This is a genomic window from Streptomyces sp. Ag82_O1-12 (assembly GCF_900182715.1).
Classification (GTDB): domain Bacteria; phylum Actinomycetota; class Actinomycetes; order Streptomycetales; family Streptomycetaceae; genus Streptomyces; species Streptomyces massasporeus.
The window spans coordinates 1,067,386-1,080,804 of the sequence record NZ_FXUW01000001.1 but is presented as its reverse complement, the minus strand read 5'-3'; the positions used below and the strand labels follow the sequence as shown (position 1 = coordinate 1,080,804).

The 13,419-nt window shown below is 72.8% G+C and carries 9 protein-coding genes; 6 read left to right on the top strand and 3 right to left on the bottom strand.

Annotated elements, in window-relative coordinates; genetic code table 11:
• Positions 1-83: 83 nt before the first annotated feature.
• The 5 genes from QOL88_RS04930 (at position 84) to QOL88_RS04910 (ending at position 6,682) form a co-directional block, all read left to right on the top strand.
• A complete protein-coding gene (locus QOL88_RS04930) occupies positions 84-1,604 on the top strand; it encodes a sugar ABC transporter ATP-binding protein (protein ID WP_097215253.1) in 1,521 nt (506 codons plus the stop codon).
• On the top strand, positions 1,601-2,659 hold the full coding sequence (locus QOL88_RS04925) for an ABC transporter permease (protein ID WP_097215252.1): 1,059 nt from the start codon (positions 1,601-1,603) through the stop codon (positions 2,657-2,659). The genes QOL88_RS04930 and QOL88_RS04925 overlap by 4 nt, the downstream gene beginning before the upstream one ends.
• Positions 2,660-2,707: 48 nt before the next feature.
• Positions 2,708-3,871, top strand: coding sequence for a substrate-binding domain-containing protein (locus QOL88_RS04920; protein WP_097215251.1), 1,164 nt, complete (start codon positions 2,708-2,710; stop codon positions 3,869-3,871).
• A gap of 168 nt (positions 3,872-4,039) precedes the next feature.
• Positions 4,040-5,146 (top strand): NAD(P)/FAD-dependent oxidoreductase, encoded by a 1,107-nt coding sequence (locus tag QOL88_RS04915; RefSeq protein ID WP_097215250.1) that lies wholly within the window; start codon positions 4,040-4,042, stop codon positions 5,144-5,146.
• A 132-nt stretch (positions 5,147-5,278) separates the two neighbouring features.
• On the top strand, positions 5,279-6,682 hold the full coding sequence (locus tag QOL88_RS04910) for a cytochrome P450 (protein WP_097215249.1): 1,404 nt from the start codon (positions 5,279-5,281) through the stop codon (positions 6,680-6,682).
• Positions 6,683-6,988: 306 nt separating this feature from the next.
• Here QOL88_RS04910 and QOL88_RS04905 read toward each other — a convergent pair whose 3' ends face one another.
• The gene (locus tag QOL88_RS04905) at positions 6,989-7,594 is read right to left on the bottom strand and encodes a response regulator transcription factor (RefSeq protein ID WP_257027511.1); all 606 of its coding nucleotides are present in this window, start codon (positions 7,592-7,594) and stop codon (positions 6,989-6,991) included.
• Between the two features lie 199 nt (positions 7,595-7,793).
• Here QOL88_RS04905 and QOL88_RS04900 point away from each other — a divergent pair, with 199 nt between their 5' ends.
• Positions 7,794-9,275 (top strand): MFS transporter, encoded by a 1,482-nt coding sequence (locus QOL88_RS04900; RefSeq protein ID WP_097215248.1) that lies wholly within the window; start codon positions 7,794-7,796, stop codon positions 9,273-9,275.
• A 27-nt stretch (positions 9,276-9,302) separates the two neighbouring features.
• Here the strand turns inward: QOL88_RS04900 and QOL88_RS04895 are convergent, their stop codons facing one another.
• Entirely contained in the window at positions 9,303-10,355 is a 1,053-nt protein-coding gene (locus QOL88_RS04895) for an SGNH/GDSL hydrolase family protein (RefSeq protein ID WP_257027509.1), read from the bottom strand.
• A gap of 126 nt (positions 10,356-10,481) precedes the next feature.
• Positions 10,482-13,391, bottom strand: coding sequence for an ATP-binding protein (locus QOL88_RS04890; RefSeq protein ID WP_097215247.1), 2,910 nt, complete (start codon positions 13,389-13,391; stop codon positions 10,482-10,484).
• Between the last annotated feature and the right edge of the window lie 28 nt (positions 13,392-13,419).

Here is a 13,419-nt window from a genome sequence, read left to right as displayed (position 1 = left end):
CACCCACCCGGGCGGCGAGCCGAAGAATGCCCGAAATGCTGTAATTTGATCGGGTGCGTGACGCTCCCGACTCACCCCCGGAGATGGCTTCGCCCTTCGGGCCCGAACCCCTGGTCCGGATCCGCGGACTCGGCAAGCGGTTCGGCGGCACCGTCGCGCTGGCCGGAGCCGACCTCGACGTCCACCCCGGCAGCGTCCTCGCCCTGCTCGGGCCCAACGGCGCCGGGAAGTCCACGCTCATCAAGATCCTCGCCGGAGTCCACCGCGCCGACGCGGGGCAGGTCACCGTCGCCGGGGAGCCCCTCGGCGGCCCCACCGCCACCCGGAGCATGTCGTTCATCCACCAGGACCTCGGTCTCGTGGAGTGGATGACGGTCGCCGAGAACATCGCCCTGACCACCGGGTACGGGCGCCGGACCGGGCTGATCTCCTGGCGGCGCACCCGCGCGCGCTGTGTCGAGGCGCTGCGGGTCGTCGCCGCCCACCTCGATCCGGACGCGCCGGTCTCCGGCCTGCCGCCGGCCGACCGCTCACTGGTCGCGATCGCCCGGGCCCTGGCGGCCCGCGCGCGGCTCATCGTCCTCGACGAGCCGACCGCCCGCCTGCCCGCCGCGGACTGCGCCCGGCTCTTCCGCGTCCTGCACGATCTGCGCGACCGCGGACACGCCATTCTCTACGTCAGCCACCGCCTGGACGAGGTGTACCGGGTCGCCGACACCTTCGTCGTCCTGCGGGACGGCCGCGTCGTCAGCCACGGCCGGCTCGCCGGCCACAGCCCCGAGCGCCTGGTCCGCGACATCGTCGGCGAGGCGGACGAGCCGGCCCCTCACCGTCCCGCCGGGACCACGGCCGGCGCACCCCCCGTCCTGGCCCTCGACGGGGTGCGCACCGCCCGGGCCGGACCCGTCCACCTGGAGCTCGCGCCCGGGGAGGTCCTCGGCCTGGTCGGACTCTCCGGCGCCGGTCACACGGACCTGGGCCGCGCCCTCGCCGGGGCCGGGTCCCTGCTGGGCGGGCGGGCCCTGCTGGACGGGCGGCCGTACCGGCCCCGTTCGGTCGCCGAGGCCGTCGGTCTCGGGGTCGGGCTCGTGCCGGGCGACCGATTGCGGGAGGGCTGTCTCACCGAGCTGACCGTGCGGGAGAACCTCCTGGCCAACCCCCGCGCGGGAGGCCCCCGGGCCCCGCGCTGGATCGGCCCCCGCGGCGAACGGGTCCGGGCCGCCGCCCTGATGGAACGCTTCTCGGTGCGCCCCCGCGACACCGAGACGCCCATCGCCACGCTCTCCGGCGGCAACCAGCAGAAGGTCATGATCGGCCGCTGGCTGCGGACGGACCTGCGGCTGCTCATCCTGGAGGAACCGACCGCGAGCGTCGACGTCGGCGCCAAGGCCGCGATCCACCGCCTGCTCCACGAGGCGCTGGAGGCGGGTCTCGCGGTGCTGCTGCTGTCCACAGACTTCGAGGAGGTGGCGAGCGTGTGCCGACGCACGCTGGTCTTCGTGCGCGGCACCGTGACGGCCGAACTGAGCGGCCCCGCCCTCACCGTCGCCGGACTCACCCGGGCGGCCTCGGCCATGCCCCCGTCCACGGACGGGCACCCGTGACGCCGCCGCCCCGGCCCCGCCGCCGCCCGGGCGGCCACCACATCGGCGCCTACGGCCTGCTGGTCCTCACGGCCCTGCTCTACCTGGTCTTCTCCCTCGCCCTGCCCGACACCTTCCCCACGCTGGACACCGTCGACTCGATCCTGTCCAACCAGTCGATCCCGGCCGTCCTCGCGCTCGCCGCCATGGTGCCCGTCGTCACCGGCGCCTTCGACCTCTCCATCGGCTACGGCCTCGGCCTGGCCCATGTGATGGTGCTGCAGCTCGTCGTCAACGAGGGCTGGCCCTGGCCGCTCGCCTGTCTCACCGTGCTCGCCGGGGGACTGGTCGTGGGCGTTCTCAACGGCGTCGTCGTCGAGTTCGGCCGGATCGACTCCTTCATCGCCACCCTCGGCACCGGCAGCATGATGTACGCCGTGACCGGCTGGATCACCGACGGCGGCCGGATCGTCCCCGGCCCGCAGGGCCTGCCGCCCGCGTTCACCGACCTCTACGACTCCTCGTTCCTCGGCCTGCCGGTCCCCGCCTTCTACGTGCTCGCCCTCGCGGCCGTGCTCTGGCTGGTGCTGGAACGGCTGCCGCTCGGCCGGTACCTGTACGTCGTCGGGTCGAACCCGCGCGCGGCCGACCTCGTGGGCATCCCGACCCGCCGGTACACCGTCTACGCGTTCGCCGCCTCGGGCCTGATCGTCGGCTTCGCGGGCGTGCTGCTCGCCGCCCAGCAGCAGATCGGCAACCCGAGCGTGGGCCTCGACTACCTGCTGCCCGCCTTCGTCGGCGCCCTCCTCGGCTCCACGGCGATCAAACCCGGGCGGCCCAACGCCCTCGGCACCGTCGTCGCCGTCGCCGTCCTCGCCGTCGGTCTCACCGGTATCGCCCAGCTGGGTGCCGAGTTCTGGACGGTCCCGCTGTTCAACGGCGGCACCCTGCTCATCGCCGTGGGCCTGGCCGGATACGCCGCCCGCCGCCGGCTGCGCGGCGGCGCCGCCCGCGGCACACCCGCCGCGCCGCCCCCGTCCTCCCCGGCGCCGGACGGCGGCGCGGCCCCGCCCTGACCCCTCCCGGCACCGCCCCGCCGCTTCGATCCCCCCACTGGAGCTCCCGTGCACCGCACCCGCAAGGCCGCACCCGCAGTCCGCACCGCGCGGCTCGCCTGCTGCGCCCTGCTGGCCACGGCCGCCGCCCTGACCGGCTGCGAACGCGGTTCCTCCGACGGCGCGGACGAGACCGCGACGGGCCCGAGCGGCTGCCCCGCCGTCCACACCCGGGCCCGGGAAGCCGTCGGCCGGGCGGAGCAGACCGACATCCCCTGGGGAGGGCCCACCGACGGCCCCGAGGCGGTGTCCGGCAGGACCCTCGTCTTCGTCGCCCAGACCATGACCAACCCCGGTGTCGCGGGCGCCGCGAACGGGGTGCGGGAGGCCGCGCGGACCATCGGCTGGGACGTGCGGGTGATCGACGGCGGCGGCACCCCGGCCGGCATCCAGGCGGCCATGAGCGAGGCCGTCGCCCTGCGGCCCTCGGGGATCGTCATCGGCGGGTTCGACCCCGACTCGACGGCCCAGCAGGCCGCCCGGGCCGGCGCGCAGGGCATCGAGCTCATCGGCTGGCACGCGGTCCCCGAGCCCGGCCCCAGCCGGCAGCCCGACCTCTTCACCAACGTCACCACCCGCGTCCAGGACGTGGCCCGCATCAGCGCGCAGTGGATCATCTCGGACTCCAACGGCCGCGCCGGGGTCGTGCTCATCACCGACGCGTCGATCCCCTTCGCGCGCAACAAGTCCGACCTGATCCGCAAGGAGCTGGCGAGGTGTCAGGGCGTGCGGCTGCTGTCGGTGGAGAACATCCCGATCCCCGACGCCAGCAGCCGCACCCCCCGGGAGATCTCCTCCCTGCTCTCCCGCTTCCAGGACCGCTGGACCCACTCCGTGGCCATCAACGACCTGTACTTCGCCGACGCCGCACCCGCCTTCCGCGCCGCCGGCGAGCAGGGATCAGGGCCGCCCTACAACATCGGGGCCGGCGACGGCGATCCGTCCGCCTTCCAGCGCGTCAACAACGAGCAGTACCAGGCCGCCACCGTGCCCGAGCCGCTGTCCCTCCAGGGCTGGCAGATCGTCGACGAGTTCAACCGCGCCTTCTCCGGCCGGCCCGACAGCGGATACGTGGCCCCCGTGCACATCGCCACGGCCCGCAACAGCGAAGGCGCCTCGACCTGGGACCCGTCGGGCTACCGGGAGGCCTACCGGAAGATCTGGGGAAAGTGACGGCCGGTCAGGTTCCGATCTCTTCACGGAACATGCACGGAACCTCGGAATCCCTTTAGGTTTCAAGCGCTACTGTCACGTCAGTCGAGTGGCCGCCGGGGGTCGATCCGAGCGGGGCCCGTCCGCGGCGGCCCTCGCTCTCCCCCCACCAGGCACAGGAGACTCGGTGTGTACGACGGCGACGTAGTGGTGATCGGCGGCGGTTACGCCGGTGTCCGGCTGGCCCGACGGCTCGACGACACGGCCCGGGTCACGCTGGTGGACCGCAAGGAGGTCTTCTTCCACCGCATCGCCTCCCTGCGCGCCGGAGTGCACCCCGAGTGGACGCACACCCCCTTCATCCCCTACGACCGCCTGCTGCGCCACGGCCGGGTCGTCAGCGGCAAGGTCGTGCGCATCGACACCGCCGAACGGCAGGTCGTCCTCGCCACCGGCGAACGACTGCCCTACGACGTGGTCGTGATCGCCACCGGCGCCGACTACCCCGAGCCCGCCCGCTTCACCGGCACCACCACCGAGGAAGCGGCCAAGTCGTTCGCCGAGCACCAGCGCAACATCGCCACCGCCGGGCACGTCCTGGTCGTCGGCGGCGGCCCCGGCGGCGTCGAACTCAGCGCCGAGATCCGCCTCGCCCGCCCGGACGCCCGGGTCACGCTCGCCCACTCCGGGCCCGCGCTGCTCGACTCCGCGGGCAGCGCCCGCCCCGGGCGGAAGGCCCTGGCCTGGCTGGAGTCCCACGACATCGACGTACGGCTCGACTCCTTCATGTCGCCCGGCAACGACTTCGGCACCTACCGCGACGCCCGCGGCACGATCGTCGAGGCCGACCTGTCCTTCTGGGCGACGGGCACCACCCCCAACACCCTCTGGCTGCGCCTGGCCGGACACGGCGACTGGCTCAACGAAGCCGGGCACGTGAAGGTCGACCGGACGCTCCGGGTCGAGGGCAGGCTGGACGTGTTCGCCGTCGGCGACGTGAACGACGTCAGCGAACTCAAGATCACCCCCGCCGCCCTCGCCCAGGCCGACACAGCCGCCCACAACATCCGCGCCTACCTGCAGAGTTCCGGTAAACACCGCAGGGAACCGCGCTTCTACCGGCCGATCCGGCGCACCCCGCTCATCGTGCCGTTCGGCCCCGCCGACGGACTGACCGTGCTGCCCGTCCCGGGCGGCGAGTCCGCGGTCCTCGGCAGCCGCACCACCACCCTGGCCAAGGCGAAGAGCCTCATGACGCCCTACATGCGCCGTCAACTCGGTTACACGGCGGCCTGACCCGCACCCTGAGCCTTCCTCACCACCCACCCCCGTCATTACCCGCGGTTCAGCCTGGGGTAGGGTCCCCACCGTTTCCGGCTACCGGCTGATGGTGTGCCGGTACAGGGCGTGTCGGAGGGTGGCAAGACGATGGAATCGCAGCGGGGCGACGGCGGACCCGTGGACCTGGACGACACGAATCTGGAGGAACTCGCTCCCGAACCGCTGCTGACCAGGGACTACGAGACGCGTCCCGCGCTCGTCTACGAGCGGCTGCGGCAGCGGCACGGCCCGGTCGCGCCCGTCGATCTGCTGGGGGTGCCGGCCTGGCTGGTCCTCGGCTACCGCGAGTCGCTCCAGGTGCTCCAGGACGACGACGGCTGGCCCAAGGGCCTGGAGAACTGGCGGGCCCGCTCCGAGGGCAGGGTGCCGGCCGACTGGCCGCTCGGCCCTTCCCTGGAGGTCAACCACATCCTGATCCAGGGCGGCGCCGGCTACCGGCCGCTGCGCACCGCCTGGGACGTCGCCCTCAAGCCTTTCCAGGACCCCCGCCACCCCCAGGCCAAGCGCCTGAAGGCCGCCGTCACCGCCTACGCCGACGAACTGATCACCCTGGTCGGCCAAGGCGGCAAGACCGGCGTGGCCGACCTGTCCGCGCAGTTCTCCCGGCCGCTGCCGCTGATGGTGGCCAGCCACCTGCTGGGCTTCCCCGGCTCGCAGGGCGACGACGCGCTGATGGACATGTGGCGCGTGCTCGACGCGGGCCCGGACGCCGAGGCGGCCCTGGAGCGCCTGCTGGCGACGCTGGCCGAACTGGCCGCGCTGAAACTGGAGAAGCCGGGCGACGACTTCCCCTCCTACCTGCTGGCCGCCCACCCGGACCTGTCGCTCGACCACCTCGCCCGCGAGCTGTTCATGCTGCTCGGCATGACCTCCGACCACGTCGGCATCCTCATCTCCAACACCGTCGTGGAGGTCATCTCGGGTGAGGGCAGCGTGCGCGCCAGCCTGTCCGCCGGGATGGTCCGGGAGAGCATGAACCGGGTGGTCATGCGCAAGCCGCCCCTGGTCAACTTCGTCCCGCGTTTCGCGGCCCGGGACACCCCGCTCGGCAACTACACCATCCGGGCGGGCGACCCGGTGTGGGTCTCCCCGGGCGCCGCCCACGCCGACCCGCTCTTCGCCGACCACGTCGCGTCGGGCACCACCATCAGCACCCGGGCCCACCTGTCCTGGGGGGCAGGGCCGCGCCAGTGCCCGGCCCGCGAGCTCGCCTCGGCGGTCGCGGCAGCCGGCGTAGGGCGCCTCTTCGAGCGGTTCGACTACCTCGACCTGGCCCTGCCGGCCGACCAACTGCCGTGGCGCTCCTCGCCGTTCATGCGCGGCCTGCGCTCCCTGCCCGTGCACTACGAACTGGCCTCCGCGCCGCCGCCGCGGCCCTGGGCGGAGGAACCCGCCGCGGGGGTGGCCGAGGAGGTCCTGCCGGACCCGTCCGCCCGGCAGCGCTCCTCGCTGTGGCGCTATCTGACGGGCCTCATCCGCGGCGGCCGCTGACCAGGGGGGTCGAACCGAACGCCCACCCGGCCCCGGCGTTCGTCACGGTTCCGGGATGACGCTTTCACGCCGGACGCGTGACAAACGGTGCTGGTGGGCGGCGCCCCCGCTCTGGGATGCTCGTATCAGATCCCGGGACCGGGCGCGAGGGCCCGCGGGGGCCGGGCAGGTGCACCTCGATGACCTGCCCGGCCGTTCTTCTGTCCGGGCGCGGAACGGGGTCCCGGAACGGGACGGGGAGCCGGCGACAGACAGGCGGGAAGCGGGCGGGGACCGGCGGGAAGCCGGGGAGCGGGGGCGTGGAACTCACACCCAGCCCGACTCCGTGGCGATCCTGATCGCGTCGATCCGGTTGCGGCCGCCCGTCTTCCGGGTGATCGCCGACAGATGGTTGCGGACCGTCGCCGCGGACAGGCACAGCCGCTCGGCGATCTCCCGGGTGGGCGTACCGTCGGCGGCCAGCCGCAGCACCTCGACCTCGCGCGGGGTCAGCGGGTTCGCTCCCGCGTCCAGCGCGGCCAGCGCGAACTCGGGGTCGACGAACCGCTGCCCCCTCACCAGCTTGCGGACACCGTGGACCAGCCGGTCCGGCGGGGCGTTCGTGCTGATGACACCGGCGGCGTGCACATCGAGCATGCGGCGCAGCCGCTCGGGTGTCGTCGAGGCCATCATCAGCAGCATCCGGCACTCCGGCAGCCGCGCCCGCAGCTCGCCCCGGACGGCGATCTCCTCGCCCTCCCTGGAGTCCACGCCGATCACCGCCACGTCCGGCCGGTACACCAGGGCACGCGCGAGGACGTCACCGTTGCCGTCGGCCTCGGCGACGACGTCGATGTCGTCCTCCCGCGACAGCAGAGCGGCGAACGCTCCCCGCACGAGTCGGGTCTGCTCGACGAGAAGAACACGGATCACTGTTCCTCCCACTGTGCGGTACGCGGGCCGCTGGGCCACCTTGATCGGATTATCGCCGCACCTCGCTGATATTTCAGTCCGAGTGGTGGGGTGTGGGGGCCCGGCGTACCGTCGAACGGTGGACACCGCAGGCAGCAGCCCGCAGCCGGCTTCACCACAGGCGACCACCACCAGGGAATCCGGTGGTGGCGGAAACGCGATGGCGCTGCTGGTCATCGCCTCCTGCCAGTTGATGGTGGTCCTCGACATCACCATCGTGAACATCGCGCTGCCGCACATCCAGAGCTCACTGGGGTTCTCCACCACGAGCCTGTCCTGGGTGGTGAACGCCTACACCCTCACCTTCGGCGGCCTGCTGCTGCTCGGCGGCCGGGCCGGAGACATCCTGGGCCGGCGGCGCGTCTTCGTCTTCGGCGTGCTGCTCTTCGTGCTCGCCTCCCTGCTCGGCGGATTCGCGCAGAACGCCGGCCAACTCCTCGGCGCCCGCGCTCTGCAGGGCGTCGGCGGCGCCATCGCCTCCCCCACCTCCCTCGCCCTGATCAGCACCACCTTCCGCGAGGGACCGGAACGCAACCGCGCCTTCGGGGTCTTCGCCGCGGTCTCGGCCGGCGGCGGCGCGATCGGCCTGCTCGCCGGCGGCATGCTGGTGGAGTGGCTGAACTGGCGGTGGGTGCTGTTCGTCAACGTGCCCATCGGCCTGCTCATCGTGCTCGCCACACCGCGCTTCATCAGGGAGTCCGAACGCCACCCCGGGCGCTTCGACATCACCGGCGCACTGACCTCCACCGCGGGCATGGTGCTGCTCGTCTACGGCTTCATCAGAGCCGCGCAGGACGGCTGGCGGGACCCTCTGACCCTCGCCTCGTTCGCCGGGGCGGTCATCGTCCTGGCGGCCTTCATCCTGGTCGAGCGGCGTTCGAAACAACCCATCACGCCGCTGCACATGTTCGCCGACCGCAACCGCGCGGGCACCTACGGCATCATGCTGTGCCTGGCCGCCGCCATCTTCGGCATGTTCTTCTTCCTCACGCTCTTCGTGCAGAACGTGCTGGGGTTCAGCCCGCTCGCGGCCGGACTGGCCTTCCTGCCGGTCAGCGCGGTCATCGCCGTCGGCGCCGGACTGGCCTCGCGGTTCCTGCCCGTCTACGGACCCAAGCCGTTCATGGTGGGCGGCGCGATCCTGGCGGCGGCGGGCCTGGGCTGGCTGACCCTGACCGACGTCCACTCCACGTACGCGGGCAGCGTGCTCGGCCCGATGCTCGTCTTCAGCTTGGGCATGGGCATGGAATTCGTGTCGCTGACCCTCATGGCGCTGTCCAACGTGCCCACGCGGGAGACCGGCGCGGCCTCGGGTCTCCTCAACGCCACCCAGCAGGTCGGCGGCTCCCTCGGCCTGTCCATCCTGGTCACGATGTACGGCACGGCCAGCACCAACGAGGCGGACCAGCAGGTCCCGGACTTTCTCCGGCAGGCGACCCCGGCCGAACGCATCCGGTTCGAACGCACCGGGCAACTGCCCAAGCCCTGGTCCGACGAGATCCTCACCGCCGGAGTCTCGGCCGCCTTCATCGTGGCGGCGATCTTCACCGCGGTCGCCGCGCTGATCGCCCTGGTCGTCATCCAGGTCCGCCCCTCCGACCTGGAACGCCTCAAGGGAGGAGCGGGCCCCGGCCCGATATGAGGCCCGCCCCCGAACCCCTCGGGCCCGCTAGGACCCGATCCGCGCCGCGATGAACGGAGCCAGCCGGTCGGCGATGACCCGGTGCCCCCGGTCGTTGGGATGCACCGAGTCCGTCAGATCGCCCGACCCCAGCCAGCCGGTCGTGTCCACGAAGGAGACGCGCGCGTCACCCCCGGCGACTGCGGCCTTCACCGCGGCCTCGGTCTGCGGGACGAACCGCCCGCGGAACGTCTCCAAGGCGAAGATCCACGCCTGCGGGTACGCGGCCCGCACCTTGCGCAGCAGACTGCTGTACGCCGACTGGAACTGCGCCGAACTCACCCCGTGACCGACGTCGTTGGTACCGAGGTTGATGACGACCGCGTCGGCCCGGTAGCGGGAAAAGTTCCAGTCGGGCGTCGCCGCGTTCGGGTTGAGCTTGGTGAACTGCCGCTCCAGCCCCACGCATCCGTCCGCCGCGGCCACCAGGCACGCCCCGCCCTGCGCGATCTGCGTGTGCTCGACGCCCAGGCGTTCCCCGATCAGCCAGCCGTACGCGGTACGGGCGTTCTGCGAGCTCGTCGTGCCCACGGTGATCGAGTCTCCGACGAACTCGACCGTCCTGGCCGGGGTCGGTGGTGCGAACGTCGTCGCGCCGCTGTCCAGGACCAGGCCCTGGAACACTGCGTCGCCCTTGTACGACCCGGCCACCACCTGGTAGTTGACCTGGAGGGTGTGGTTGCCCGGCGAGAGCGCCGCCGGGGTCAGGTTCACGGTCCCCTTGACGTCGTCGTAGAACGTCACGGGACCGTTGTCGATCCGCGCCCACAGGTCGATGGTGCCGCGCTGCTTCAGTTTGACCGTCCGGCCGGTGAAGCCGGCCCGGTAGTAGGCGCCCGCCCAGTACGGGGTGTAGGCGGTGGAGGAGCTCGTCGTGTCCCAGCGGCCGATGAACTTGATGTTCGGGTCGCCGGGCTGTCCGGGGGCGGCCGCGGCCTGTGCGGGCGAGCCGCCGGTCCAGGACAGCAGGCACGCCATGAGCACGGCCGCGGCGAGGGCCGGCAGGGCGCGTCTCGGGGAGGTGCGGGGGGAGGTCTGCACGGGGTTCCCTTCACGTGGGGGTGGACTGGGAGCGCTCCCATAGGCAGCCTTTCGAGAGAAGCAGTGAAACGGTTCAACGTCAAGTGGTCATTCAGGAAAGGAAGTTGAGGCATTCTCGACCGGCCGTCACTGGCGCGACCGGGGGAACGTCTCCAGGGCCTCGGCCAGGCCCGCCGCGTCCGTTCCGACCTTGCGGTACACGGACGACAGCAACTGCCGCACACCCTGCTCGGTGAGGTGCAATGCCTTGGCGACGACAGACGCGGCCTGGCCCCGGGCCGTCATCTCGGCGGCCTTGCGCTCCGGCGCGGTGAGTGTGTCCGTCTGCGGATAGCGCAGGGGCAGCGGCCGCAGCCCGGCCGCGGACAGCTCCCGCCTCGCCCGGGCGGCCAGACCCTCGGCACCGCAGTGCACGGCTCCTTCCAGACCCTGGTAGAGCCGGTCGGCGGCGTCGTGCAACCGCCCGGCGCGGGCCAGCGCGGCGCCGTGCCCCACCAGGGCACGGGCCAGTTCGTACGCGGCGGGCGACCGCTGGAGGTGGTCGACGGCCTGCGCGTGCAGATCGAGCCCCGCCTCACCGCCCGTCACCTCCGCCTGGGTGTGCAGGGCCTGGCCGATCGCCGATGCCGCGCCGAAGTCCCGGGCCCGCTTCACGGCGTCCTGCGCATGGCGCACCGCCCGGTCGGGCGCACTGCGGGACAGCGCCGAGGCCAGTCCCAGCTGCCAGGGGCACCACGCGGGGTTGCGCCAGTCCCGGCCCTCCAGCCACTCGCCGACGCGGGACAGCAGGGGAGCGGCGTCGTCGGGCCGGCCCTCCGCCAGGAGCAGCTCGGCGTAGACGGTGCGCGGGTCGGGATAGATGACGGCGTTCGGGATGATGTCGCCGTAGTGGTACGTGTCGGCGAGCCGGCGTGCGGCCACGACGCGGCCGCGGGCCAGGAGGGTCTGGATCAGGATGCCGATGGCGAACCACTGGGCCGGTACCCCGCCTTCCACCCGGTCGGCGATGCGCAGGCCCTCCCGCACCAGGTTCTCGGCCTCGGCCAGGCAGCCGCGGCGGTAGCGGATGTACCCGGAGAGCGTCTGGCCCAGGGCCAGGTGGGAGCCGCGCCAGCCCTTCGACTCGCACTCGGCCATGCCCTTCGCGAACAGCTCCTCTGCCCGTCGCGGCTGGTCGCAGTACATGAACACCAGCGCGACCGAGACGGGCACCTCGAAGCCCCGGTTCTCATGCGTCCAGCTCAGACCGCCGCGCAGGGCCTCCTCGGCGTAGGCGAGCGCCTTGTGCCGTGGCTCGCCGCACATCATGGCGTCCCAGGCGCGCGACCCCAGGATGTAGCGCTCCTCCAGACCGCGGCCGGACAGCCGGTCGGCGAGCCGGGCCAGCGTCCGCGAACGGCCCGACGAGTCCGCCTCGTCGGTGCGGAACGCGCTCCACACGAAGTGGTCCCCCTGCATCCGCAGCCGGATCCTGGGATGGGCGGCGGCCCGCTGCGCCTCCTCGGCGGCCACCGTCGCGGCCTCCGCCATCCGGTCGGTGTGGGCCAGCGCCTGAGTCAGCCGGTACACCATCGAGGCACGCAGCTCGGGATCGATGCCCGGTTCCGCGAGCGCCTCCCGCAGATGCTGCACGGTGGCCGTGGGCTTGATGAGGAAGGTCGCGCAGGCGAGTTCGTGCAGCAGCGCGGCGCGATCCTCCGGCAGCGGCGGCTCCTGCAGCGCGCGGTTCAGCAGCCGCCGGGCCGCCTCCGGGGCACCCGAGTGCAGGGCTTCACGCGCGGCCTGACGCAGACAGTCCACCGCCTCGGAGCTGCCCTCGCAGGGCACCTCCAGCAGGTGCCGGGCTGCGGCGGCGTGGCCGAGCCCGGCTGCCCGGACCGCCTCGGCGGCCGAGTTGTGCATGCCCTCCCGCAGGCTCGCGCCGATGGACCGGTAGATCGTGGTGGCGATCAGCGGGTGGACGAACTCCAGACTCCCACCGGGCCCCTCGCCGTCGGCCAGGATGCGGGCGCCGCGCAGTTTATCCGTGGCCTCGGCCGCCGCCGTGCTGCCGATCGCCGCGATCCGGGCGGCCAGTTCCGGCGAGATGGCCTGCCCGAGGACCGCCGCCGCGTAGGCGAAGCGGACGGTGGTGGTGCCGAAGCCCTGGAGCCGCTCGATCAGGCCTGGCCCCTTCACCGCGGCCGCCAGGTCGCGCATCGCGGGCAGATCGTCACCGGTGCCCCTGAGGTTGCGCTCGCCGAGCCTGATGGCAAGTTCCACGGCCTCGAACGGGCTTCCTCCGGTCACCTCCCAGCACTCCTCGCAGAACGCGTCCTCGGCTTCCTCGCCGACCTCGTCCCGGATGATCCGTGCCACGGCCGTGGCGCTGAGCGGTGCCAGGGTGAAGGGACGATTCCCCAGATCGGTGGAGGGTGCGCTGAAGGCGGCGGCCTCGAGGGGCAGTTCGGGCCGGAAGGCGACGACGATCAGCATCGACAGGTCCACGGCCCGCGGCGCGAACGAGGCGAGCCAGCTCAGCGACTCCACGTCCGCCCAGTGCAGGTCGTCCAGCAGCAGGACGACGGGCGCCTTCTTCACGGCGAGGCGCGTCATCACCCAGTCGAGACCGTCGCGGACCCCGGTCGGGTCCGGCGCATGGCCGCTCGGTGTCGCGACCAGGCCGAGCGCGGCGGCGACGATGTCGTACCAGCCGCCCAGGACGGTGCGCAGCTCCTGCTCGTCCATCGACGCCAGCGCGGGCTGGACGACCTGGCGCACCAGGTGGAAGGCCAGCTCCTGCTCCTTGTCACCGCCCCTGCCCGACAGCACGGTGAATCCCTGCGCCCGGGCGCGGGACCGGGCCTGGTTCAACAGGGCCGTCTTCCCCATGCCACCGGGACCGGTGAAGGCGAGGAGCCCGCCCCGGGGCGCCTGGGGCACGCCGTCGACGGAGTCCCGCAGGCCCGTCAGCGCCGAGTCGAGCGCCCGGAGCTCCTTGCGGCGCTCGAGCAACGGCCGCTTCTCGGGCGTGGGTTGCCGCAGCTCATGCGCCATGTTCCGTACCGCTTCCTGTCGTCGGCCA

Excerpts from the sequence above, each read along its gene's own strand:
- QOL88_RS04930 (WP_097215253.1), top strand. The coding sequence starts at position 84 with ATGGCTTCGCCCTTCGGGCCCGAACCCCTGGTCCGGATCCGCGGACTC.
- QOL88_RS04910 (WP_097215249.1), top strand. The coding sequence starts at position 5,279 with ATGGAATCGCAGCGGGGCGACGGCGGACCCGTGGACCTGGACGACACG.
- QOL88_RS04900 (WP_097215248.1), top strand. The coding sequence starts at position 7,794 with ATGGCGCTGCTGGTCATCGCCTCCTGCCAGTTGATGGTGGTCCTCGAC.
- QOL88_RS04890 (WP_097215247.1), bottom strand. The coding sequence starts at position 13,391 with ATGGCGCATGAGCTGCGGCAACCCACGCCCGAGAAGCGGCCGTTGCTC.